Source organism: Lysinibacillus sp. NPDC093692, from assembly GCF_050280125.1.
Lineage (GTDB): Bacteria > Bacillota > Bacilli > Bacillales_A > Planococcaceae > Lysinibacillus.
This window is the reverse complement of the sequence record NZ_JBNNUW010000007.1, coordinates 16,716-40,222: the sequence shown is the minus strand read 5'-3', so window position 1 is coordinate 40,222 and position 23,507 is coordinate 16,716. Positions and strand designations below refer to the sequence as shown.

Sequence of the window (23,507 nt, the reverse complement as noted above, 5' to 3'; positions counted from 1 at the left end):
CAACAAAACCCGATCAATTCAGAATTGACCGGGTTTTGTATTTTACTCATCTAAGAAATCATATGGCGAGATACCATCCATGCCAATTAATGGATGGATATATGATTCTGTTTCTACAGTTAGCTTAAAATCAATGGCTTGTTTTTCATTTTGTAAATCTTCGTTTACTGGATTCGTTTCTACTTCTTCAATTTCCTCTACAATATCCATTGGATTGAGCCTTGCACGTAGAGACGTAAATCGCTGCAAATCATCTGTACGCTGTAAGCCATCTGCTAGCACATCAGGCTCACCACATAAAATTAAGAAATTTTTCGCACGCGTAATACCTGTATATAGCAAATTACGACGCAGCATTTTAGAATACCCTCGTACAACCGGCATAATAACCGTTTGGAACTCAGAGCCTTGCGATTTATGAATAGAACAACAGTAGGCAAGTGTCAATTGATTGAGGTCACTACGTTGATAAGTTACTTCAATACCGTCGAATGATACAACAAGCAAATCTTGTTTCTCAATTGTTTCCTTGGCCTTGATAATACTAATTACCTCACCCATATCACCATTAAAAACATTACTTTCGGGTTGATTGACAAGCTGTAAGACTTTATCCTTTATTCGATATGTGACATCCCCAAAGACAAGCTCTTTTCTAGTACCCGTTTCGTTTGGATTAATAAGCTCCTGAATCATTCTATTTAAATTATCTATTCCTGCTGGACCTTTGTACATTGGTGCCAGCACTTGGATATTTCGGATTTCTTGCCCTTTCGCAACTGCACTTTTCACAACTTGAGTGACAACGCTTGCTACTTGATCTGATGCGGCTTTAATAAATGAACGATCGGACGTTTTTAACGTTAGGTCATTTGTAATATTTCCTCGTTTAATTTGGTGAGCAAGTTCAATAATAGTCGAGCCCTCGGCCTGTCGATAAACATCTGTTAATTCGACAGTAGGTATTTGACCGGAAGTCAACAAATCCTTTAACACCTGTCCTGGTCCTACTGGCGGAAGCTGATCTTGATCGCCAACAAATACAACTTGTACATCCTCATGCAAGGATTTTAATAATTGATGCGCGAGCCAAGTATCGACCATCGACATTTCGTCTACAATAATGAGTTTCCCTGTAACCTCACGCTCAGTTTCTTCCTCTTTTTCCTGACCAGTAAAGCCTAGCAATCGATGAATCGTCATTGCGGGAAGCTCTGTCGATTCCGACAAACGCTTGGCTGCACGTCCTGTTGGAGCACATAAAATAATCGGAAAAGGCTCTTCTTTTTGTGCATATTCCTTCGGGTTTAATGATAGTCCGTGTAGCTTTGCATACACTTCTACTACTCCCCGAACAACAGTTGTTTTACCTGTACCTGGTCCACCAGTTAAAATCATAACGGCTGAGTTTAGCGCTTGTTGTATAGCATTCGCTTGTGTCTCAGCATATGTAACATTGAGCAGCTCTTCTGTTTCACCAATTGCTTTGCGTATTTCGTCCTTACTAAAATGTTCAGCCTTCTTGTTACGTTCGATTAAAGCTACTATTTTTGATGCAATTCCTACTTCCGAGAAATATAGGGATGGCAAATAGAGTCTCGTTTCTTCCCCACAGATTTTACTTTCCTCACGCAATTCGATGCAAGCTTTAGAAATAGTCTCAAAGGGAATTTCCTCTCGTTGGCTCTGCTCAAGCATATCTTTTACAAGTGGTAAAACATTTTCAGCATCTAAATACACATGCCCATCCGATAATGCTGCAGTATTGAGAGTATGTAGAATCGCCGCCTTAATACGGTCTGGATGATTGCCGGTAATACCCAATTTAGAACCTAGTTCATCGGCACGAAAGAAACCTACACCTTCTACATCTTCAATTAAGCGATATGGATTTTCAGTTAATAATTCGATTGCCTCTGTCCGATACGTTTGGTAAATTTTCATGCCGAGCTGTGGTCCGAAACCCCATTCATTAAGTTGAATCATCACTCGTTCTAAGCCTAGATTTTGTTCAATCGTCCGATGAATAACCTCTTTTTTTTCAGCAGATAAACGAGGTACAGCATCAAGCGCATTTGGATCCTCTAAAATAAGACGTAACGCATTTGCGCCTAGCTTCTCTACGATTGTTTCAGCAGTTTTTCTTCCGATTCCAACAAACAAATCACTCGATAAGTAATGAATAATTCCTTGCTCTGTTGCTGGCACTTCCTTTGTAAACGTCTCAATTTGAAATTGAACACCATATTTTGGATGTTGCTTCAATAATCCTGTAAAACGATATTGTTCATCCATTTGTAAAGGAGGAAAATATCCAACAACAATTATTTCCTTATCTTCATACTGTAAGTTGGTCTCTTGAATTTTCACACGAACTATCGAGTACATATTTTGTGCATTATGGAAAATAGAGACGATTGGACGTCCGAGTATAAAAAATTTATTTAGTTCAAATAAATCAAGATTATCTGCCATTTTCGGTTCGTCCTTTCCCGTTCATTTCAATCATTATATTTTACCACACCGTAACTTGAAAAATCGTTTAAAAAGAGAATTCACTAAATTTTAATCACGTATGCCTCGATACAATTGTTGCTGTCGCTTTGCTTTCGCACAGATAAGCAATGCGCCTGGAAGTGACTTTGTGTTGATTTGCATGAGGGCAGACACAATGCGGTCATTTCGGTAATGGCAAAGGACATGGCATTTTTACTGGATGTGAAGTTCTATCCTAAGTTCCTCTATTTATCGAATGTCTGGATACAACGGGATACTTCTGTTAGTGGACCATTTTCGTTCGCTACAAAAACACTTACTTAAAGAATATTTCGATAACTGACAATTCACAGTTATTATCAACCTTTCCATGCTATTATATAGGTGAACTTATTGTACGGAAGGATTGTGAAGCTAATGGAATTTAGACCTTGCATCGATTTACACGATGGCAAAGTAAAACAAATTGTTGGCAGCACACTAGGTCATAAAGATCAAGAAGTTATCGAGAACTTTATTTCAAATCATGACTCTAGTTATTATGCAAAAATGTTTGCCAAGGATCAATTAACAGGTGGTCATGTCATCATGTTAGGTGATGGAAACGAAGAGGCCGCATTCGCAGCATTAGCAGCATATCCTCAAGGATTGCAGGTTGGCGGCGGCATCACGACAGAAAATGCAAAAAAGTTTATCGATGCAGGCGCTACTCATGTTATTGTCACATCATTTATATTCAATGATGGTAAGCTCCATTTAGATCGACTCAAGCAATTAGTACGAAATATTGGTAAAAAACATCTTGTTATCGACTTAAGCTGCCGTATGCGCGATGAAAAATGGTTTGTTGTTACTGATAAATGGACAAAGTTTAGTGATTTTGAAGTAAATGCTGAGTCTATAGCATTTATCGAAAATTTCTGTGATGAACTACTTATTCACGCTGTTGATGTGGAAGGAAAAAAAGGCGGTATGCAGGAAAGTTTAGTGCATGATTTAGCTACTTGGACAACGATTCCAACAACATATGCTGGTGGCGTTCGATCTTTAGACGACTTAAAGCGATTTAAAAATATTTCAAATGGTAAGCTTCACGTTACGATAGGTAGCGCTCTTTCAATTTTTGGTGGAAATTTACCTTATTCAGACGTGGTGGATTATTGCAAAAAAGACGGGGTATTATGATCAGCTTGATGATGAACAAATGATACTAAAGTTTTCAAAATCTTTAAATATTTAAATTATCGTTAAACTAAGGGGACTAAACATCCCCTTTTTTTTTAATTTTACAATGTAAATTTATGAAATAGGAATACTATACATAGATTCAGAGTACTTATTTCTATTTAGTAGCTATTTTTGATAAGCTATTATTGATAATGTTAAATAATATTATTACTTCGTTAGCGCACATTATTAAAAGAAAGGATTTTATGAAACATGAAAAATGAACTTGAAGCAACTACTCTAAAAACTTTACAAACAGAATTAACACGCTTCTTTTTAGTCTATAAATTCGCCTTGCAGGAAATAGAAACGAAATTAAATATTTTACAAGAAGAATTTCAGCTAATTCATGAATATAATCCGATTGAGCATTTATCAACTCGAGTAAAATCACCCAAAAGTATCTTATTAAAAATGAAGAAAAATAACCTTGAGCCATCTATTGAAACGATTCGTGATAACATTCGTGATATTGCAGGTATCAGAATTACATGCTCCTTTGTAGAAGATATTTATAAAGTGAGTGCGATGATACAGGCACAAAATGATATTGAAGTTGTAGAGGTAAAAGATTATATTGCATCGCCAAAGGGGAATGGTTATCAAAGCTTGCATCTGATAATAAAAATCCCCATATTTATGTCTGATCGTATGGAGAAGGTATATGCCGAAATTCAAATTCGTACCATTGCAATGGACTTCTGGGCTAGCCTTGAACATAAAATCTATTACAAATACAACAAGGAAGTACCTGAACATATCCGTTTTGAATTGAAGGAAGCTGCTATTCAAGTAGCTGAGCTGGATCGAAAGATGGAACGACTGAATAGAGAAATTAATATTTTAAAAGAGAACGAAGCAGAACCTTCATTATTAGATGCTGCTCCAATTGCACATTTAGCACAATATATTTATCAACTACCATTTGATTATCCTTCAAAGGACAATAAAGACTAAAATCAACAAGGATGCCGAAATAATATTGGCATCCTTTCAGTTTGTCTACAAGACAATTAAATGAAACTTTGTTGATTCAAAAGTAGCTACTTATAAAAAATTGTAATTATTGTACAATTTAAATAGGAATTAACAAAAGTACGAATAATTAAAGGGCGTGAAACAATGGATTTCTTCACAATACTTATGTTTATACTTACAATTATCGCCAACATAATAGGATTCTTTGTGTTTTTAAAGAAGAAAAGTGTATATTCTGCCGCCTTAACTATATTAGGTTTAGCTATAGCGTTTGGTGGCGCAGGAAGTTTATTAGCAATAGCTATTATTAATGATCCCTTTGCAATGTTTTATGGTTTACAAATAGGGTACTTTCTGATGATTAATGGCGTGATCGTATTAGTAATTGCAATTTTAATAACAGTAGTAAAGAAATTAAAAGGGTAAATTTGTGAAGTAAAGTACTTATACGTTCAGAGGCGTTAGTGGCTAACAGCCTTTTAATAATATGACAGCTTTATCTCATTGTTCAGCAACACAAAAGGATGCCAATGTATTTTCGGCATCCTTTTCATGTTTTAAAAACTTTTTTTAATTAAATCGTTGTGCAATCATATCATAAAGATAAAGTGCTTGGTCGTATTCGGGCTGTAACGTAAAGGCTTGTTTTAGGTGGTACATAGCATCTTTTGTTTGCTCAGTAGATACCGCATATAGCACACCCAAATTGTAATGTGCATCTGCGTTATTCCAATCCTGTTCGATCAGATAATCTAATTCTTTTTTACCTTCTACGAACATTTCTAGCGCACATAGCACGATTGCATATGCTAGACGAATCTGTGTGTCTTCTGGTGCAAGTTCTGAAGCTCGTTGTAAATATGGCAGAGCAAGCTTCGGATTTTCCATTCGCTCAAAGCATTTGCCCATCATATAATACACATCTGCGCCTTCAATTTTATGCTTTAGCGCTTGTTCATAAAGCTTTACTGCCTCCGCATATCGTTCAGCGTTATAATATAAATTTGCTAAGCCATAGTAAGCAGTTGCTGCCGTTTCATCAACAGTGATTGCTTTTTGAAAGAAACGTTCTGCACGTTCAGTATCCTCTAAGACCGCTAAGAGATTTCCAAAATTCACATAACCAATTGGGTTTCCTGGCTCTGCTTCAATTGCTTGTGTAAAAAGTTGTGCAGCATCCTCGTAGCGCTTTTCTTGAAAGGCTTGAATGCCCTGCTCGTTAAAATTCATTGTTTTTCTTCACCTCTATGTAGCGAAAGACTGCTTTAATTCTATACGCTTCAGAAAAGTAGTATAAGCAGTCTTTTCGCTAATTAACCTACATATGTTAGTTTTTTGTTATTTTTAAAGACTTCGTCGATTGTACCGCCACCTAAACATTCTTCACCGTCATATAGTACTACAGCTTGTCCAGGTGTAATCGCACGTACCGGCTCAGCAAACGTAATATGTGTACGTCCATCTTCTAAAATTTCCACTTCTACTGGTGTATCTGTTTGACGATAACGGAATTTTGCTGTGCATGAAAATTTCCCGGGCAATTTTATTGTCGAAGCATAGCTCATTTTCACAGCAGTCAGTGACGTAGAAAATAATGAATCATTATTAAAACCTTGTCCAACTAGCAGCACATTGCGCTCCAAATCTTTTCCTAACACGAACCAAGGTTCACCGTCACCACCAATTCCAAGACCATGACGTTGACCAAGCGTATAGTACATTAATCCATCATGCTGGCCCATTACGACACCATCCATCGTTTCCATTTTACCAGGTTGAGCTGGTAAATATTGACTTAAGAATTCTTTGAAATTACGCTCTCCAATAAAGCAAATTCCTGTTGAATCTTTTTTCTTCGCTGTAGCTAACCCAGCTTCCTCCGCAATTCTACGGACTTCCTTTTTCTCAATATGTCCAATTGGGAACATTACATGCGACAATTGTTCCTGTGATAATTGGTTTAAGAAATACGTTTGATCTTTATTATTATCAATACCACGAAGCATTTTTACTTCGCCATCACCACTTCGATCAACTCGAGCATAGTGACCTGTCGCTAAATAATCAGCTCCAAGATCCATCGCGTGCTCTAAAAACGCTTTAAATTTAATTTCCTTATTACACATAACATCAGGATTTGGTGTACGTCCTGCTTTATATTCTTCTAAAAAGTAAGTGAAAACCTTATCCCAATATTGCTTTTCAAAATTCACAGCATAGTAAGGAATACCGATTTGATTACATACTTTAATAACATCATCATAGTCTTCTGTAGCTGTACAAACGCCATTTTCGTCTGTATCATCCCAGTTTTTCATAAATATCCCGATTACTTCATATCCTTGTTGTTTCAGTAAATATGCAGCAACCGAAGAATCTACCCCACCCGACATGCCGACAACAACACGAATTTGTGAGGGGTCACGTGTTTCTTTCATTATGGTCACCTTTTCTTTTATTCAATTTCTATTAAATATATAATTTTTCAAGCGTGTTAATTTACCATTTTTATCCACCCCAATTAATTAGAAGGCTCTGATTTCCGCTACGGGCTACTCACTTTGTAGCTGCCGCTTTACAGAAAACATTTGTCGCTGACGCTTCGCTTTCGCACAGAGCAAAGCTTCCTGCGGGCGAGCGTCGAGCCGCTTCCTCCGCTACAATCAGTTAAAATGGGTATACATTAGCAAAATATTAACAAAGATTTTATCGCTCAATAATAAGCCTGTTTTTTCCTAATCAACACGCCTGAATTTTTCAGCAAACTACTTTTTCGCGAGTCTTTTCACAATCTCTGCTGTTTTTTCTGCCGCATGTTGTGCATCAGCTTCTGTTAAACCTTGTCCGAAGCTAAAACGAATCGAGTTACGTAATTCCTCTGTATCTTGACCAAACATCGCAACTAATACGTGTGATGGATCAATGGAGCCAGCAGTGCATGCAGAACCACTAGATACGCAAATACCTGCCATATCAAGATTTACAAGGAATGACTCTACTTCCATACCAGAAAAACTTACATTTAAAACGTGTGGGAGCGTATTTTCTAACTCTCCATTCACATGAAATGCTAGATTTTCCTTCGTGAAAACATCCAGCATAATTTGCTTAAAGCGATTGTATAGCGCACGCTTCTCTTCTCGCAACTCATTTGCAATTTGCACTGCAGTTGCAAAGCCAATCACTGCGGGCACATTTTCAGTACCTGCACGACGTTTTTTCTCATGTGCGCCACCTAATGCATAGCTAGTGAATGGTATTCCGGCTTTTTGGTATAGGAAACCAATACCTTTAGGCCCATTAATTTTATGTGCGGAAACACTTAGTAAATCAACATGTAAATCAGCAACATTAATTGACTCTAAACCATATGCTTGAACAGCATCTGTATGGAAAACAGCCTTATGCTCGCGTAGCAAATTACCAATTTCGGCAATTGGTTGAATTGTACCGACTTCATTATTACCGTACATAATCGTTACTAAAATTGTATCCTCACGCAATGCATTTCGCACGTCTTCTACAGAAACACGTCCATTTTCATCTACTGGTAAATATGTCACATCAAAGCCATCTCGCTCAAGTTTTTCACAAGTATGTAACACCGCGTGATGTTCAATTTGAGTAGTAATGATGTGCTTCCCTTCAGAAGCCTGTGCATAAACAGTGCCAAAAATAGCTGTATTATCCGCCTCTGTTCCACCACTTGTTATAATAATTTCCCCAGGTTGAGCGCCAATAGATTTGGCAAGTATTTCACGTGCATCATCTAAATATTTGCGCGCCTCTCGACCTATCCCATGAATACTTGATGCATTCCCATAAACTTGTTGCATTGCTGTAGTCATAGCGTTTATTACGTTGTCATTCATTGGTGAAGACGCAGCATGATCGAGATAAATATATGAATTCATGTTGAAAACTCCTTTGTACGAAAAGCGCTAAAGATTCATCTCCATGCCATTGAGCATGGAGATGTGCTTTAGCCTAGACATTTTAAATGTAGAACATATAGCCTTCCGCTACATTTTCCTCAGTATATTGTGCTAAATCTTCAATTGTCGTTGTATCTAATACATTTTTCACAGCATCACGAATACGAAGCCATAATTCTCGCTGAGGAGCTTCTTCATTTTCAATACCTTCTACTGGTTGAATAGGACCCTCTAACACACTAATAACATTAGCCGCAGAAATTTCACTTGGTGGATTTGCTAGCATATATCCACCATATGCTCCGCGCACACTTTTCACTAAGCCTGAATTACGTAATGGTGAAACTAATTGCTCTAAATATGCCTCAGAAAGCTCCTTTTCTGCAGCAATTTTTCGCAGTGGAATAGGTCCTTCTCCATAATGCTTTGCTAATTCAATCATGATCGTTAGACCATAACGGCCTTTTGTAGAAATTTTCATTTTATCACCCTCAAATAGTCTAGTCAAAAATACTACAAACAGTATATCATAATCTCCTCTCGTATAACTCGGAAATACTCTCAGGAGGTTATGATATACTATTAATTGCGCCTTAGTATAGTTAGGCAAAATACTATTATCGTTTTATTTTAAGCAAAAAAACATTCAGCAAATCAACTATGCCTCGGCATAATTGCGTGACACCCGCTGAAATAAGTTAAAAATCAATAAAAACAGTTGAAAGGGGGAATTTTCAATGCATAATGAACCACTCGCTTATCGCATGCGTCCTTTAACCCTTGATGAAATTGTAGGACACCAAGATTTTATCGGTCCTACTACCGCTCTTTATAAAATGATTCAAAATGAGCATGTCCCATCCATGCTACTATTTGGTGAGCCAGGTATCGGCAAAACGTCAATAGCGAATGCCATAGCAGGAAGCTCGAACCTTCCCTTTTTCGCGCTTAATGCAACTCGCGCTGGTAAAAAGGATGTCGAGGATATTGTACAAGAAGCTAGAATCTCAGGAAAAGTCCTTCTTTTTTTAGATGAAATTCATCGTTTTAATAAATTACAGCAAGATGCTTTGTTGCCACATGTGGAAAATGGCTCAATCGTGTTAATTGGAGCTACGACGGAAAATCCATACCATGATGTAAATCCCGCTATCCGCTCACGTTGCGGAGAAATCTACCAACTACAACGTTTAACGATAGAAAATATCATCGAACTTATAAAAAATGCACTTTCTGATGAGAAACGCGGGCTAGGTAAACATCATTTTGTCTTAACAGATCCTCAAATTGAACAAATTGCTGAAGCAGCTAATGGTGACGCTCGGAAGGCATTAACCTTGCTTGAATCGCTTTATTATGCAAGTGATGAAGTCGACGGTCGAACAATTGCTGCTGATCATATTCTTAAGCATCTTATCGGGAGAATTGGTGTTTATGGTGATAAAAAGGGATCTCATTTTTATAATTTACTATCTGCGTTGCAAAAATCGGTTCGTGGAAGTGATACGAATGCAGCATTGTTTTATTTAGCTCATTTATTGGAAATAGGTGATTTAGTAGCTGTTAGTCGACGCTTACTTGTGATGGCTTATGAAGATATAGGACTTGCCAATCCTGATGTTGGACCGCATATGCTTGCGGCTGTTCAAGCGGCTGAGCGTTTAGGGCTACCCGAGGCACGTATCCCGCTTGCAAGTGCTGTTATTGAAATGTGCCTTGCATCCAAATCCAATTCTGCAATTTCAGCCATCGATGCCGCCATTGCCAGCATTCATGAAGGAAAAACTGGCGATATTCCGCATCATCTACGCGATGCTCATTATGAGGGAGCAAAAGATTTAGGTCATGTAGGCTATCAATATCCCCACAACAGCCCTATTGGCACATTTGGTGGCTGGGTTGACCAGCAATATTTACCTGATGCGCTAGTGGGCACAGAATTTTATAAACCTGTTATTGCAGGTGAAGAAAAACGAATGGCAGGAATCTACGAAAAGCTTAGATCTTTTCATAAGGATGGAAAGTAATATCTTTACTTTATTAGCTTAACTGAAAATCATAATATACTATTTTTTCATGAAAGTAGGGCACTTCAATCTGAACTAGAAGTGCCTTATTTTTTTCCTTACTTTCAAAAATAACAGGAAGCGTACTAAGCAATCATCCTGTAAAAGTCTCCTTATTTGTTGTATAACGGTTATTGTAAAATCGGTTCAATATTTCTTCCATATTTCTAATTGCAGATAATTTAGTCGTCTCTTTCTGCTCCTCATGTAAATAATGAAGAAAATTATAAGTTTGATAAAGTAGACTAGCAAATTCCTGAGAGTTCTCCCGTACTTCAAAGCGAATTGCTTTTACAGCAATCGCTTGACCGATCGATTGCTCCCTTGACGGAGAGAGTTGATCCTCCGCATTTTCATCTGTAGTTCTATATAATAATTTTAATGTCTCATACACTTCCTTGTTATTACTAAACCGTTCCTTTATCCACCGTAAGACAAATTGTACTAGGATAATAGCATAAATAAGTGACAAACTTTCATCTCCAATAGATTTTTTCGACAAATGTTTAAAGTATTCAGCTTGTGTCACCAGTTCGAATATGATTAAACGAATTGGATATAGGAGCGCATGTTCACTGTTGATATATAATTTTTCTCCACCTTTATACAATGCCAACCAAAAATCTCTAACTAATGAGATGGATTTTCTTGTCGCGAGAGCTAATTCGCATTGAATAAGCTCATGTTCAAGTGTTGGTTGTATAAGCCATAGAAATAATAATTCCTCATCCTCACTTACTAATAAGAGTGGTTTTTCTAATTTCGCTAAATCGATTTCGATACCGTTTATTAACATTGAACAGCCTCCCCCAATCAATTATGCCTCGGCATAATTGTGCCGCCACTTCTTTTAACAAAACAATGATGAAAAATCTTACACATAGATTTTCAATTTTTTTACTATATTTCGACAAGAATTTATAAATACCTTTTAAGAAAAAAGTCCTTTTTTAATTTTCGTACAACAAAAAAATCTGCAAAACTTTAACAATCAGAAAACCCAATCATCCCTCGCAAAGTAGCGTGCTATAAGGATTGCTGGATTAACCGCAAAAAGTAAGCAGATTCTAAACAGTTATTCTATTTTCTATAAGTGATGATAAATCACTCCTATATTATGCTTTAAATTCATGCTCAACAAATAGTTTAAATTGATGCATACATTGTTTGACTGCACCTTTTTGTTCCAGTACTGCATTTCGCAGTGATACAGTTTTCTCTTCATCTTTTACGACTTCACTATAAAGTGCGAAAATCGCTGATAATAATTGTTCATTCTCCTCCTGGTCAATGCTAGGTAAAGAATAGGCTGCAATTGTTAATAATTGCTCAACTTTTTCAGGTGTTTTTTGTAACTCATTAGATGAATAATAAGTTGATGCCGCTAAAAAGTAGCAAAGCTTTGCACAACAATCTATAAACAAATGCCAATAAGTATTGGCACTTGGTAATTCTCCTGCCCTATTGTCTAAATACTCTTTATAATATGTTGTAACCTTTGTATATAAAGGATTTAGTCCTCTCATAGCCTTTGAATAATTATTAGATGTATCCAAATAGTCAAATACAATATCATTCATTTGCTGCTGAAGTTTTACAATATCTAAATGATCACGAATTACTTGAATCTCCATTTTACCACTCTCCGATGTTCTCATTTGTTTTCTAAACGCCATTTCTACTTCCCTAAGCAGTCGTGTACATTCCAAACAAACTGATCTATTATCTATTGGAATTTATTCAAATTATAGCAATAAACTAAATAGAGAAGTGGTCACATGAAAAAAATAAGACAATTTCGTGAATTAATAGCATTTTGAGCACGTTAGGCGAACTATTCTGGTAAAATTATGTTCTTTGAACATAATCATCAAATAAAGATTGCTCTTTCGTTCGATCAATTATTTCTTTAATACTTCCTTGCGCATATTTTTTTATTCTTTTTTGCGGTATATAAAAATAGGCAGTGTTTGTAATTAACCACTCACTAAGTGTTAGTTCATTATCCGGTTGCTGATTTGTCAATATACGTTTATGTCGGAGTATATCCGCCATTTTGTAAAAGCCATCTGATAGCTCGTAAGCCGAAACATCAAAATTAAAAATAGGGCTAACAACCTGTCCAACATCAAAAATATGAATTGTTTGCCCTTCTTCATCAATAGCTAATTCTACTGTGCTAATTTCATCGAATAGATTTAAGCCTCTATATTCCATTTGATAGATTTGCTCCATCATAAAATGCCTCCTTTTATAGGTTCTACAGCAAATATTGGAGGAGTCATAATGTGAAGCTGCCCTACCGTTCAGGCGACCGTCTCTCCCTCATTAACTACCTAACAAATATCTTAGACCTCTTTTTTTACAACGTTCCTATTGTAACATATAAAAAGCAGCTGTCTTCAACAAGACAGCTGCTTCCATAAAATGGTCCGCCATCATAACTGATGGTGATTTTCGTTCTTCTACTAGAAGATACCATTTTTATTTTTTATCGAGAAATTTTTTAAGTTTATCGATATATATTGTTAATTTTACCGATGATCATTTTGAATTTATCGACCACCTATCAAAAGTGCATTAGCCTTGTACACGTGTAATTTTTACATCCTTTACGATTGCATTCACTACCCAGCTTGCTGCAATTAAACCTGCCACTGAAGGAACGAAGGCATTGGAAGATGGCGGCATTTTTGCTTTACGGATAGCTGCATCCGGTTTTCCGACATGCTCCACTACATCTGGACGAACTACAATCGGACTCTCATCCGAGAAAACAACCGTTACTCCTTTATGAATACCGTCCTTCCGTAATTTCGTACGGATTATTTTAGCCAATGGGTCCGTATGCGTTTTTGAAATATCCGCAATTTTGAAACGAGTAGGATCCATTTTATTGGCCGCACCCATACTAGAAATAATCGGTATATTTCGTTTTAAACATTCCTTCATAAGATGAATTTTATACATCACTGTGTCACTTGCATCAATGACATAATCTATGCCTTGTGCGAAAAATTGCTCATATGTTTCCTCTGTGTAAAACATGTGCATATCAATTACTTCACATTCTGGATTAATATCAGCAATACGCTCTTTCATGACACCTGACTTAGATTTTCCGACCGTTGAAAGGTAGGCAACTAATTGACGATTAACATTTGTAATATCTACATTATCCTTATCTACCAAAATAATGCGACCAATACCACTTCGTGCACATGCCTCAGCAGCAAATGAACCTACACCGCCTACACCAAGAATGGCTACTGTCGTATTTTTTAATTTTTCGAGCCCCTCTGTTCCTATTGCGAGCTCATTACGTGAAAATTGATGTAACATCCTTACACTCTCCGTCTATTGAATTTTTATTCCACTTTAATGAGCACTATATAACCCATAAAGCGCTATTAGTGAAAATGAATAATTAGCGGTAGATAAAGACCTTCCACTGATTTCTTCATTAGTAAACCTAGTTAAATACTAAGATAAAATCAAACTTATCTTACATGTTATCACGATATTCATCAAGAAAAAATTATAACTAAAAAAAATAAGTATTCCTAATCAAAATACTTTTAAGTATGTAAAGTTTGAATTGAGTCCATCAAAATCTATATGTTGGACACTGTTTAAAGCTAGAGGACGAAATTTCAAGGCAATTGATTAAAAGTCATTCAATTGCCTTTCATCTTATCGCTTTCATTCTTGTTCATAATTTTTAGAGAAAGATTCCACAAAATCTGCGCCAGGCTGAACGTTTATTTGCTTGAAAGCCGCGATTACTGCCCCACCAATTGGTTGTAAGACTGGTGCCATAAATTGCAATGGTATCCCGTCTGCTTGTGCAAATTGCTGTAATCCTTGTAAAAAATACGCTTCATTCTTAAAAACGCCTCCCACTAATACGACAGGTACCTCTCCTTCCTTCCAAGCCATATGGGAGTAACATGCTTTAATCGCCACATAATAGTTCTTACAAGCATCCTCAATGATTTTAGTAGCGACACGGTCTCCTTTTTCTGCCACTTCAAAAACATATTTACTTAACGGTGCAATCACTGTCCGAGGATGTTCTTCTCCGTATATACACTCTATTAATTGTGGTACAGTTTCCACAGAAAAATATCGTAGCACAACATCTGTCAACGCTGTTGAGCCTCTTCGGCCATCATAGCTTTGAAAAATAGCCTTCAGCACTTGAACACCTAAATCATAGCCACTCCCCTCATCATCAAAAAGATAACCCCAGCCCCCTACTCGATGAAAATGATGCTCATGATCATAGCCCATTGTGATAGCACCTGTCCCAGCAATTTGCACAATGCCTGCATGTCCAAGTGTGCCTGCATAAAGTGCAATTAGAGCATCATTATCAACAAAAACATTTGTTGTTTTAGGAACGTATTGGCGTACTATCGTTTCTACAACTTTTTCTGCCTGTAGCTCCTTGACCCCAGCCATGCCAGCAAAACAACTATCAATAGCTGCAAAAACTTGCGAATCTTGTTGTTGTAAATTTTGCAGTATATTATGAATCGTTGACTGAAAATATTGAACATCCATTGCTGTGGGGTTACTTCGAGTCGTTACTACTTTTGCATAAATATTGCCGAGTTCATCACAAATCACTGCTGACGTTTTCGTTCCCCCACCGTCAATCGCTAATACATACATATCTCTTTACTCCTTTCTTCTCTTTCAATTTCGCCCTGGCTTAAATATAGTTGTCACTATCGAAAACATTGGTAAATCAAAATAAAAAAGGATCGCCCCAAAACGTGTGGTTGATTTCCGTTCCGACTGGGCGCTTTGTTGCTGTCGCTTCGCTTCCGCACAGATAAAACATTTGCTGTCGCTTCGCTTTCGCAGAGCAGAGCTTCCCTTCAATCAACTTATTTGCATAGTATATGTTTTAACAAATGTCATCCACGAATTTTGGTGCTGAACCATAAAAAAAGGGATTAAGCCCTATTAACAAATGGCTTAATCCCTTCTTCTTTAATCATTTCGTAAAGCCAAATGATGCCCATGGCTGAATATGTGCTAATAAAAATTGTTCTTCTTCTACTACTCTTGCCACAACATTTGTTGACCCGGCATTCGGTATTTCCTTTAAAACAATTTGGAGCTCACCCTTATAACGAACATCTAAATTATTATCGATTGTCACGTCCCCCAATGTTAATGGGCGGCTATCGTGTACAGGGAAGTCACCATTTTTATACTTAACACGAGACTGCGTACTACGGATCACGTACTCCGAAACATCACCACGATTAAAATGCGGCTCCTTAAAAAGGATTGCTTCTTCTAAAATCGACGTTTCAACAGACTGTTCAACCTTCAGCTCTAGCTTATGACGATTTAATTGGCCTAATGCACGTAATTCTTCCTCAGAAGCATACATATTACCGATAATACAATCATCTATTAAGCCAGTGTGCCATAAATCCTTCGCTTGCACAGTAATTGGCAAATGACGATGCTCTTCTAATGTTGGTAAGCCATGCTCGGTTTCTTCCCAAGGTCCAAACGTTGCATGCTGAGATGAGATCATTGCTGCTGTTCGAATATGATTAGCTTTAAATTGTTGAGATGTTTGTAAAAAATGTTGGCGTGATAGACCTGTAAAACGTCTAGGATAAAAATTATGACAGCCAATAATATTATCTTTATTCGGTTGATAGGATAATATATTTTCTACATATTTAGTACCGTTACTAATATTTAACTCTATTTTAAAATTGCTTGCATCGAGGGACATAAACGCTTCTTCCTGGCCAGAAAAACCCATATCTAAGCGCAATGCCGCTAAATGATAATGCTCTTTAAAGTACCCAATATCTTTATACGTTAAGCCTAAATCTTCAAAAACAGCTGGTGCAATATCAGCTGAAATTTCAAAGCCAAGCTGCTGCGCAAATCTGTTTATCTGTTGTAATTTTTGTCGCTCCTGATCGTTATTTAACGACATAAGACATGTAAATATTCGATCAAAACCATTATCATGAGCGAGCTGAACATACCGCTTCATATCTTTTAGTGTACTATGCTGAGGATATAGTGAAATCCCTAATCTTCTCAATTGCAAATACCTCCATTAGTTCACAATTACACTTCTACTTTTTGATTTTCTAATTTTGTAACTTGCTGTTCGTTTTGAGACTCTGATACTGCGGCTCGCTGTTCATTCTGCTTTGCGATACGGTTTGCCATCGAAATAAACGGTAAATAAATACACACTGCGACAATCAGTAAAACAATACTAAGAACAGCTCCTTGCCAAGATTGAGTGGCTAAGAATCCATTAATAATCGGTGGCGTTGTCCACGGAGGCGAAACTGTAGCTGCCGGCACAAAGCCCCACTTTGTTGCAAAGAAAGCAATTGTTACGTTAACCATCGGTGTCAAAATAAACGGTACAAATAACACTGGGTTTAACACGATTGGAAGACCGAAAAGTAATGGTTCATTAATATTGAAAAGGCCTGGTGCTGCCGACAATTTTCCGACGGTATTATATTGTTTATTCTTTCTAGCGATAATGAAAATAGCAATTATAAGTGCTATTGTTGTACCTGAACCACCCATATTGATGAAGGCATCAAAGAATGGTTTATTTACGATGTATGGTGCTACTTCTCCAGATGAAATGGCTTTTACATTCGCTTCAATAGCTGGTAAATTTATCGATTGCATAAATGGTTCGATAATGTTAGCACCGTGAACACCTAATGTCCATAAAAACGTAGGAATGAATGCTAAAGCTAAAGCCGCAACCCATGTATTCGTTAAGCCCATAAACGGCTCTTGAATTGCTGTGTAGAATGAACCGACAATATCAGGAATATCAAAGCCCGCCGAAATAATTGTACGAACTAGAGCAAATAAACCAATTGTAATAATTGCAGGTAATAATGCGGCGAATGATTTTGAAACAGCTGGCGGTACACCATTCGGCATTTTAATTAATAGCTTAGGGTTGCCAGACAATCTACAAAATACTTCCGTTGACAGCAAAGCAACAATAATGGCTATAAACAAACCGCCTGTACCTGTTGTTAACCCTGTTAATCCACCTTCAGCAAAAGTTCCAAATGTCATATAACTGGAAAGACTGATGACACCGGCTGACAGTCCATCCTTGTCGTAACTTTTTGCAAGGTTGTAAGCAATAGTAAAGGCTAATAATAGTGAGAGAATTCCAAATGTCGCTCCCCAAATATTGCCGCCCCACTGTGTCCAAGTTTCATGTTTCCAAATAGCATCAAGTGCGTTTTGATAAAATTTGATAGGCAAATTATTAACAAGTACCGCAAGTGATCCAACAATAGTCAATGGCATGATTGTAATAAAACCATCTCGAATGGCAACTAAATGACGCTGATTCCCTACCCTAGCTGCAACCGGCACAAATTTTTCTTCTAAAAAACGGAACATTTCACACACTCCCTTTACTTTTTATTGTGACATCAAGGCTTGATGCTACACCCCTTTGATTCGTTCATACAACTCAATCATTTCTGATGCTAGATCACGAAACGTAATGGCATTCATTAAATGATCTTGCGCATGAATTAACAGCATTGACACTTCTACTTTTTCTCCCCTTGCCTCTTGTGACAGTAAAGCCGTCTGAGAATGATGAGCTTCAATCAATGAATCATTGGCTAGCTGTATTTTTTCCTTTGCTTCCTGAATCTGTCCTTTTTTTGCTAGCTGGATTGCCTCCATACATTCACTTTTCGTATTACCACTGTGCACAATCAGTCCCATAATAGATTCCATCAAAACTGTTTCTTCCATTGCCATAGCCCCCTTAACCAATCAACTTTAACGCCTGATTTAAAACATTTTCGCCATTCATCATGCCGTAATCCATCATGTTAATAACATCAATCGGAAAATTTTCCTTGTATTTTGTTTCAAATGCTCCTTTTAAGTAGCGGACTTGCGGACCTAGTAGCAGCACGTCCGCCATTTTAGTAGCTAATACTTTGTCGACCTCACTTTCAGCAATTGCATAAATATCTGCCTCAATATTTTGTTCTTGCGCTGCTTTCTGCATTTTCGACACTAGCAAACTAGTACTCATTCCCGCTACACACACTAGCATAATGTTTTTCATCTAAACACTCCTCTTTGTGATTTAAGTTCGTCTTTCTAGCGATTATATTTATCAATTATGCCTTGGTATAATTGCGTCTGGAATCGGCCGGAGGCTTGGGCCAACACGACGTTGGTCACTCAGTCGTGTGTTGCTGCCGCTTCGCTTTCGCACAGATAAATTGCCACAGGACGTGGCGTTCTTAGACTGAGTTCCTCTACTTCAGCGAATGTTTGGCCATTCGCTGAAAGACGTATGAAATCGCTTTCTTAAGTTGAGAATAGCACCTATTGGTATATACCACAATATCCTTTTTACACTATTTTCTTCCTTAAGAAATGGTTTTGAAAACTGGGCTATATCGTTGTTCCAGACTACTAAAAGGATTCATTTAAGTGGTATAGTCCAGAAAAAAGTTTAAAAAAATTTAAATTTTCAGAACTAATTGTCCGATAGTTATTCATTCATGAACGCTTTTCTTAAAAGTATTCATAAAATGTTGGTTTATTAGAGGGTAATGCAAGCTGCCATCGACCAATTATGTCTTCAGTTAAATGTTTATTTGCATACATAACCGCATCCTTTACAGTTAAATAGCCAACCATCATTGCTGAAAAAAGATTAATTGGTAATGTTAGCATATGCATTTCTAGGATAGAATTAGTCTCAATTATCGAGATATCTCCACTTTTATTTATTTGAAATACGTGTTCATTCCAATTACAAAACGTATCTTCAATTTGAATATATAGCGGCTCCTGAATATCACCCCACGGATAATGTTGCATAAACCTCAAAGCGTCAACGACCCTTACCATCACATCTTGAACAACTTCCTTTTTAAACTGAGGTTCTTTAAAATAAAAGCCAAATTGATGGTTGTTAGAAGTAACTCCCTTAATGTTACTTATACTCGCCGCATGCGACGTTATAAAACGCCATATCGCTTGTTCTGCAAGCAAATCCTCAGCAATAAAATCATGAATCTCAAACGTCTCATCCTTAATTTTATACCGAATATAACCTGCAATTTTATCATCGTTAAAATATGCCGCAAAATGACTATCAGGCATCCTTCTCTCTATTCTTTTCCACCACGCATCATCTCGAAGCATACTTCCGTTGTTGATAAGCGCTTGTGCATTATGAAAATCCTTAATCACCTGAAAAAGATCACGCTCTGGCCATTCAAAGCTCATACGTTTTACAACGTCCAATTGCTTTCCGAAAGCAGGAAACATCGATTGAGGAATCGTGTAATGTAACTTCTCAAAAAATAATTCCCATCCAAAATAACGATAAAAGGATACAGAAAATGGTGCTAACACAGAAATGCTTTGCCCATTCTCTCGCATTTTCTTCAGTGCCTCAGTCATAAGCTTTTTGATAATCCCTTGCTGCCGATACTCAGGATAGGTTGCAACAAAGCCAATTCCACCCATTTCATAATTTTCACCATGAATTGTCATATTAAGTGACAATATTAGGAGCTGTCCAACTACTTTATGTTCATCGTAAGCCCCTAATGTTGTGCTATGCTCAACCCAATAATGAAAATCATCCCGACGCGCGCCAGTATACTTATTAGGAAAACAATAATCTCTTAATTGATGTACCTGTAAATAATCTTTTGGTGGGATTATTTTTATTTCCATAGAAAAAAGCCCCCCTTTCCACACAGAATATTCTCGCAATTAAAAGTACACTTAAAGACTACCTTGAATCTTTATAGTTTGCCCTTGAGAGTCAACAATGCCTTTGATGTTTAGTATTCTTCCCCAATTCCCTTAGAAACAATTAATTCTGTTACTGTTTGAAAAAGTTTCTCAGCATCAGGCCCATCTGCTGAAATTTCTACAATACTTTCGGGTGCTACTCCTTGTGCCATAACACCCATAATTGATTTTAAATTGACTGATTTCTCTTTATAGGTTAACTGAACATCACACTCAAATGGTGTGACTGCTGTTACAAGTAAAGCTGCGGGTCTAGCATGTAGTCCCTCCGGCGCTGTTATTTTATATGTTTTCTTCATACGATATCCCTCCGCTTGTCATTTAAATTTAATTCGATGTTGATAATAGGCAATCATAGCCTCATTATGAGACGAATCCGAGTCAACATTATTGCTTTTAAAAACGGGTAATACTTCGTCAGATAGAGCTATGATCTCAATGACTTCACTAAATAATATATTTAATATAATTGAACCAATAACTGTAGAGGATGGGGCATACTGTATGTCATTGTGATGCAGTAAACCATCTCCTATTGGTATATGCGTATTGATCACTTTATCTACTACATCCTCTAAGCGCTTCCCGCTTTGATGACGGCTCGTTTGCTCGCAATAAGCAAGCGATTGCAGAGACATGACAAGTACTCCTGCTTCTTTCGCTAAAAATGCTACATCTATAGGTGCTTGATTTCTCCCAGAGGTTGAAATAACAATGCAAACATCATTTTCATGAAAATCAAAATGATCTTTATACTGTTCAATGATCGTCGGGTCCTTTTCGTTTTTTGATGATGTCATTGCCCCTGCATGTAATGTTAAAGGTTCAATAATTATAGGACGTACAGGTACAAGCCCCCCCGCGCGATAAAATACGTCTTGCGCTAAAAGATGCGAATGGCCACAACCAAATAATTGGACGATTCCTCCGCGTTGAAGCCTTTGTACAATTAATTGTGCGGCTTCTTTTATTTGGGGATATTCTTGCTCTTTGACGACTTGCATTATCTTTTGAATTTCTAGAAAATATGCATCCATAGGATCACCTTTTAATTTCACTAATGAATTTGTATCGATCAGCTCGGTAAGTACTTCGCACAAGCTCAAATGGAACTCCATCAGATAAATAACTTGTACGTTTAATAATTAACACCGGTGCAGTATGATTAATTTGCAAAAATTTACTATCTTCTTTTAGAACAATTGCTGCCTCCATTTGCTGAATAGCGTTTCCAATTTTTTGATGGAACTTTGCTTCAATTAACGCATATAATGACCCCATTATTTTCTTTTCATCTAATTCAGGATATATTTTCACTGGAATATATGTTCTTTCGATGGCCATTGGTTTGGAATCAGCACTACGAATTCGTACAACGAAGAATACCTCTTCACCAGCATCTAACATGAGATCTCTTGCAATATCAACTGGTGGTACGATTTTCTCAAAGCGTAAAACTTTACTGCTTGGTTCCATCCCTCTAGCCCGCATATCTTCTGTGAAACTTGTTAATCCTTTTAACGGTTGTTCTAATTTTGGATTAGCAACATACGTACCTCTGCCTTTTTCACGATACAGCAATCCGCTATTGACTAAATTTGTGATAGATTGACGAACAGTCATTCTACTAACATCAAACTGCGTAGAAAGCTCTCGCTCAGAAGGTATATTTTCACCGATTTTGTATTCTTCTAAATAAATACGTTGTTTAATGATCTCTTCTATTTGTATATAAATAGGTATATGAGAATTTTTATCTAACAAACCTTGTACCATTCTTATCGCCTCTTTACTTTCATTTCTCAAATACAACTTTACCCCGACAAATAGTTTTTTGTACATTTAAATTTTCATCTAGTAATACAAAATCTGCATCATAACCTTCTGCAATACGACCTTTCGTTGCAAGTTGTAATTGCTTAGCAGCATTCGTAGAGGACATTGCGACAATTTCCTGCAATGAGCAATTGGTGATTGCTTGCATATTTTTTATTGCTTGCTCCATCGTTAGCACACTGCCAGCTAAAGCCCCATTAGATAAATGAGCGCCCTCCTTAGAAACATGAACGGTTTGACCACCTAAATCATAATCACCGTGATGTAAACCTTTTGCCCGTATCGCATCGGTAATTAAGATAATACCCTTCGCGCCTTTTATACGATACGCTAGCTTAATAGCTTGAGGATGACTATGTACGAAATCTGCAATAATTTCAGTCTTTACTAGATCATCTAAAAGCACTGCACCAACGACACCTGGATTACGATGATGGAAAGGGCGCATTTGGTTATATAAATGTGTAGCCTGCCTTACTCCCAATACTACTGCCCGATCCACCTCTTCCATGGATGCGTCAGAATGGCCAATTGAAGCGATAACATTTAAATCCTTTAACGATTCAATAAACGGAAAGCCTCCTTCTACCTCAGGGGCAAAAGTTACTTGTTTAATACGTTGCTTACTTACTTTTTGCCAGTATGCAAATTGCTCCGTAGACGGCAAAATAATGTATTCTATCGGTTGTGCGCCTGCCCGTTTTTTTGATATATACGGTCCCTCTACATGTATACCTAATAAGCTCGCCTCATCCTCATTATTTTCAAATTCACCAACATTCGCTAAAGCGCTTTCAATTGCTTCTATAGATTGCGTCATTGTAGTAGCAAGGAAGCCTGTCACGCCTTCCTGAACTAAAGAGCGTGCCATTTGATGCAGTGCTAATTGCGTAGCATCCATCACGTCATGCCCGGCAGAGCCATGTATGTGCATATCAATATAGCCAGGTAACAGGAACCAATTATTATCTTTGCCATCTATATACTGCTCAGCCTTTTCAGACATGTTATGACTTATTTTAAGTATCTTACCATCATCGATGTAAATGTCTCCTTTAAACGGCGCTTCATCATGATTGACGATCGTAACATTGGAAATTAACAGCGTATTCTTCAATAGATC

The 23,507-nt window shown here is 37.3% G+C and carries 23 protein-coding genes; 4 read left to right on the top strand and 19 right to left on the bottom strand.

The window, feature by feature from the left end; genetic code table 11:
• Positions 1-42: 42 nt before the first annotated feature.
• Positions 43-2,475, bottom strand: a complete 2,433-nt coding sequence (gene recD2, locus ACQKN4_RS09640; protein ID WP_079562841.1) for an SF1B family DNA helicase RecD2 — start codon at positions 2,473-2,475, stop codon at positions 43-45.
• Between the two features lie 438 nt (positions 2,476-2,913).
• Between recD2 and hisA the strand changes: the two genes are divergently transcribed.
• The 3 genes from hisA to ACQKN4_RS09625 all read left to right on the top strand — a co-directional run bounded on the left by hisA (position 2,914) and on the right by ACQKN4_RS09625 (position 5,127).
• Positions 2,914-3,681: a phosphoribosylformimino-5-aminoimidazole carboxamide ribotide isomerase gene (gene hisA, locus ACQKN4_RS09635; RefSeq protein ID WP_427483539.1), complete on the top strand. Its 768-nt coding sequence runs from the start codon at positions 2,914-2,916 to the stop codon at positions 3,679-3,681.
• A gap of 255 nt (positions 3,682-3,936) precedes the next feature.
• On the top strand, positions 3,937-4,680 hold the full coding sequence (locus tag ACQKN4_RS09630) for a GTP pyrophosphokinase (protein ID WP_079562840.1): 744 nt from the start codon (positions 3,937-3,939) through the stop codon (positions 4,678-4,680).
• A 186-nt stretch (positions 4,681-4,866) separates the two neighbouring features.
• On the top strand, positions 4,867-5,127 hold the full coding sequence (locus tag ACQKN4_RS09625) for a 3-isopropylmalate dehydrogenase (protein ID WP_427483538.1): 261 nt from the start codon (positions 4,867-4,869) through the stop codon (positions 5,125-5,127).
• A 144-nt stretch (positions 5,128-5,271) separates the two neighbouring features.
• Here ACQKN4_RS09625 and ACQKN4_RS09620 read toward each other — a convergent pair whose 3' ends face one another.
• The 4 genes from ACQKN4_RS09620 to cymR form a co-directional block, all read right to left on the bottom strand.
• Entirely contained in the window at positions 5,272-5,931 is a 660-nt protein-coding gene (locus ACQKN4_RS09620; protein WP_427483537.1) for a tetratricopeptide repeat protein, read from the bottom strand.
• An 83-nt stretch (positions 5,932-6,014) separates the two neighbouring features.
• Positions 6,015-7,139: a tRNA 2-thiouridine(34) synthase MnmA gene (gene mnmA, locus ACQKN4_RS09615; protein WP_427483536.1), complete on the bottom strand. Its 1,125-nt coding sequence runs from the start codon at positions 7,137-7,139 to the stop codon at positions 6,015-6,017.
• 327 nt (positions 7,140-7,466) lie between these two features.
• Complete coding sequence (locus tag ACQKN4_RS09610; protein WP_079562836.1) at positions 7,467-8,615, bottom strand: cysteine desulfurase family protein; 1,149 nt, start codon at positions 8,613-8,615, stop codon at positions 7,467-7,469.
• A gap of 82 nt (positions 8,616-8,697) precedes the next feature.
• Positions 8,698-9,117: a cysteine metabolism transcriptional regulator CymR gene (gene cymR, locus ACQKN4_RS09605; protein ID WP_053484768.1), complete on the bottom strand. Its 420-nt coding sequence runs from the start codon at positions 9,115-9,117 to the stop codon at positions 8,698-8,700.
• A 256-nt stretch (positions 9,118-9,373) separates the two neighbouring features.
• Here cymR and ACQKN4_RS09600 point away from each other — a divergent pair, with 256 nt between their 5' ends.
• The gene (locus ACQKN4_RS09600; RefSeq protein ID WP_079562835.1) at positions 9,374-10,663 is read left to right on the top strand and encodes a replication-associated recombination protein A; all 1,290 of its coding nucleotides are present in this window, start codon (positions 9,374-9,376) and stop codon (positions 10,661-10,663) included.
• A gap of 133 nt (positions 10,664-10,796) precedes the next feature.
• Here the strand turns inward: ACQKN4_RS09600 and ACQKN4_RS09595 are convergent, their stop codons facing one another.
• From ACQKN4_RS09595 to nagA, 14 genes are all read right to left on the bottom strand, one after another.
• Positions 10,797-11,498 carry a hypothetical protein gene (locus ACQKN4_RS09595; RefSeq protein ID WP_427483535.1) on the bottom strand — a complete coding sequence of 234 codons (702 nt, stop codon included), beginning with the start codon at positions 11,496-11,498 and terminating at the stop codon, positions 10,797-10,799.
• A 319-nt stretch (positions 11,499-11,817) separates the two neighbouring features.
• Positions 11,818-12,336, bottom strand: a complete 519-nt coding sequence (locus tag ACQKN4_RS09590) for a hypothetical protein (protein ID WP_079562834.1) — start codon at positions 12,334-12,336, stop codon at positions 11,818-11,820.
• A 214-nt stretch (positions 12,337-12,550) separates the two neighbouring features.
• On the bottom strand, positions 12,551-12,940 hold the full coding sequence (locus ACQKN4_RS09585; protein WP_240518334.1) for a hypothetical protein: 390 nt from the start codon (positions 12,938-12,940) through the stop codon (positions 12,551-12,553).
• 342 nt (positions 12,941-13,282) lie between these two features.
• Complete coding sequence (locus ACQKN4_RS09580; protein WP_079562833.1) at positions 13,283-14,044, bottom strand: tRNA threonylcarbamoyladenosine dehydratase; 762 nt, start codon at positions 14,042-14,044, stop codon at positions 13,283-13,285.
• Between the two features lie 360 nt (positions 14,045-14,404).
• The gene (locus ACQKN4_RS09575) at positions 14,405-15,379 is read right to left on the bottom strand and encodes an N-acetylglucosamine kinase (protein WP_427483534.1); all 975 of its coding nucleotides are present in this window, start codon (positions 15,377-15,379) and stop codon (positions 14,405-14,407) included.
• A 328-nt stretch (positions 15,380-15,707) separates the two neighbouring features.
• Positions 15,708-16,790, bottom strand: a complete 1,083-nt coding sequence (locus ACQKN4_RS09570; RefSeq protein WP_427483533.1) for a DUF871 domain-containing protein — start codon at positions 16,788-16,790, stop codon at positions 15,708-15,710.
• 26 nt (positions 16,791-16,816) lie between these two features.
• The gene (locus ACQKN4_RS09565) at positions 16,817-18,145 is read right to left on the bottom strand and encodes a PTS sugar transporter subunit IIC (protein ID WP_079562830.1); all 1,329 of its coding nucleotides are present in this window, start codon (positions 18,143-18,145) and stop codon (positions 16,817-16,819) included.
• Between the two features lie 45 nt (positions 18,146-18,190).
• On the bottom strand, positions 18,191-18,511 hold the full coding sequence (locus tag ACQKN4_RS09560; RefSeq protein ID WP_079562829.1) for a PTS lactose/cellobiose transporter subunit IIA: 321 nt from the start codon (positions 18,509-18,511) through the stop codon (positions 18,191-18,193).
• Positions 18,512-18,524: 13 nt separating this feature from the next.
• Positions 18,525-18,833, bottom strand: a complete 309-nt coding sequence (locus ACQKN4_RS09555; RefSeq protein WP_079562828.1) for a PTS sugar transporter subunit IIB — start codon at positions 18,831-18,833, stop codon at positions 18,525-18,527.
• A gap of 458 nt (positions 18,834-19,291) precedes the next feature.
• A complete protein-coding gene (locus ACQKN4_RS09550; protein ID WP_427483531.1) occupies positions 19,292-20,467 on the bottom strand; it encodes a GNAT family N-acetyltransferase in 1,176 nt (391 codons plus the stop codon).
• A gap of 110 nt (positions 20,468-20,577) precedes the next feature.
• Positions 20,578-20,847, bottom strand: a complete 270-nt coding sequence (locus ACQKN4_RS09545; protein WP_079562826.1) for an HPr family phosphocarrier protein — start codon at positions 20,845-20,847, stop codon at positions 20,578-20,580.
• An 18-nt stretch (positions 20,848-20,865) separates the two neighbouring features.
• Positions 20,866-21,585 (bottom strand): sugar isomerase domain-containing protein, encoded by a 720-nt coding sequence (locus ACQKN4_RS09540; RefSeq protein WP_427483529.1) that lies wholly within the window; start codon positions 21,583-21,585, stop codon positions 20,866-20,868.
• 4 nt (positions 21,586-21,589) lie between these two features.
• Positions 21,590-22,312: a GntR family transcriptional regulator gene (locus tag ACQKN4_RS09535; RefSeq protein WP_079562891.1), complete on the bottom strand. Its 723-nt coding sequence runs from the start codon at positions 22,310-22,312 to the stop codon at positions 21,590-21,592.
• A 31-nt stretch (positions 22,313-22,343) separates the two neighbouring features.
• Positions 22,344-23,501, bottom strand: coding sequence for an N-acetylglucosamine-6-phosphate deacetylase (nagA, locus tag ACQKN4_RS09530; protein ID WP_079562824.1), 1,158 nt, complete (start codon positions 23,499-23,501; stop codon positions 22,344-22,346).
• Positions 23,502-23,507 lie beyond the last annotated feature (6 nt).

Excerpts from the sequence above, each read along its gene's own strand:
- cymR (WP_053484768.1), bottom strand. The coding sequence starts at position 9,117 with ATGAAAATTTCTACAAAAGGCCGTTATGGTCTAACGATCATGATTGAA.
- ACQKN4_RS09625 (WP_427483538.1), top strand. The coding sequence starts at position 4,867 with ATGTTTATACTTACAATTATCGCCAACATAATAGGATTCTTTGTGTTT.
- ACQKN4_RS09550 (WP_427483531.1), bottom strand. The coding sequence starts at position 20,467 with ATGGAAATAAAAATAATCCCACCAAAAGATTATTTACAGGTACATCAA.
- hisA (WP_427483539.1), top strand. The coding sequence starts at position 2,914 with ATGGAATTTAGACCTTGCATCGATTTACACGATGGCAAAGTAAAACAA.
- ACQKN4_RS09560 (WP_079562829.1), bottom strand. The coding sequence starts at position 18,511 with ATGGAAGAAACAGTTTTGATGGAATCTATTATGGGACTGATTGTGCAC.
- ACQKN4_RS09545 (WP_079562826.1), bottom strand. The coding sequence starts at position 20,847 with ATGAAGAAAACATATAAAATAACAGCGCCGGAGGGACTACATGCTAGA.
- ACQKN4_RS09590 (WP_079562834.1), bottom strand. The coding sequence starts at position 12,336 with ATGGAGATTCAAGTAATTCGTGATCATTTAGATATTGTAAAACTTCAG.
- ACQKN4_RS09580 (WP_079562833.1), bottom strand. The coding sequence starts at position 14,044 with ATGTTACATCAATTTTCACGTAATGAGCTCGCAATAGGAACAGAGGGG.
- mnmA (WP_427483536.1), bottom strand. The coding sequence starts at position 7,139 with ATGAAAGAAACACGTGACCCCTCACAAATTCGTGTTGTTGTCGGCATG.
- ACQKN4_RS09555 (WP_079562828.1), bottom strand. The coding sequence starts at position 18,833 with ATGAAAAACATTATGCTAGTGTGTGTAGCGGGAATGAGTACTAGTTTG.
- ACQKN4_RS09630 (WP_079562840.1), top strand. The coding sequence starts at position 3,937 with ATGAAAAATGAACTTGAAGCAACTACTCTAAAAACTTTACAAACAGAA.
- ACQKN4_RS09600 (WP_079562835.1), top strand. The coding sequence starts at position 9,374 with ATGCATAATGAACCACTCGCTTATCGCATGCGTCCTTTAACCCTTGAT.
- ACQKN4_RS09575 (WP_427483534.1), bottom strand. The coding sequence starts at position 15,379 with ATGTATGTATTAGCGATTGACGGTGGGGGAACGAAAACGTCAGCAGTG.
- ACQKN4_RS09610 (WP_079562836.1), bottom strand. The coding sequence starts at position 8,615 with ATGAATTCATATATTTATCTCGATCATGCTGCGTCTTCACCAATGAAT.
- ACQKN4_RS09620 (WP_427483537.1), bottom strand. The coding sequence starts at position 5,931 with ATGAATTTTAACGAGCAGGGCATTCAAGCCTTTCAAGAAAAGCGCTAC.
- ACQKN4_RS09585 (WP_240518334.1), bottom strand. The coding sequence starts at position 12,940 with ATGATGGAGCAAATCTATCAAATGGAATATAGAGGCTTAAATCTATTC.
- ACQKN4_RS09595 (WP_427483535.1), bottom strand. The coding sequence starts at position 11,498 with ATGTTAATAAACGGTATCGAAATCGATTTAGCGAAATTAGAAAAACCA.
- recD2 (WP_079562841.1), bottom strand. The coding sequence starts at position 2,475 with ATGGCAGATAATCTTGATTTATTTGAACTAAATAAATTTTTTATACTC.
- ACQKN4_RS09565 (WP_079562830.1), bottom strand. The coding sequence starts at position 18,145 with ATGTTCCGTTTTTTAGAAGAAAAATTTGTGCCGGTTGCAGCTAGGGTA.
- ACQKN4_RS09540 (WP_427483529.1), bottom strand. The coding sequence starts at position 21,585 with ATGGATGCATATTTTCTAGAAATTCAAAAGATAATGCAAGTCGTCAAA.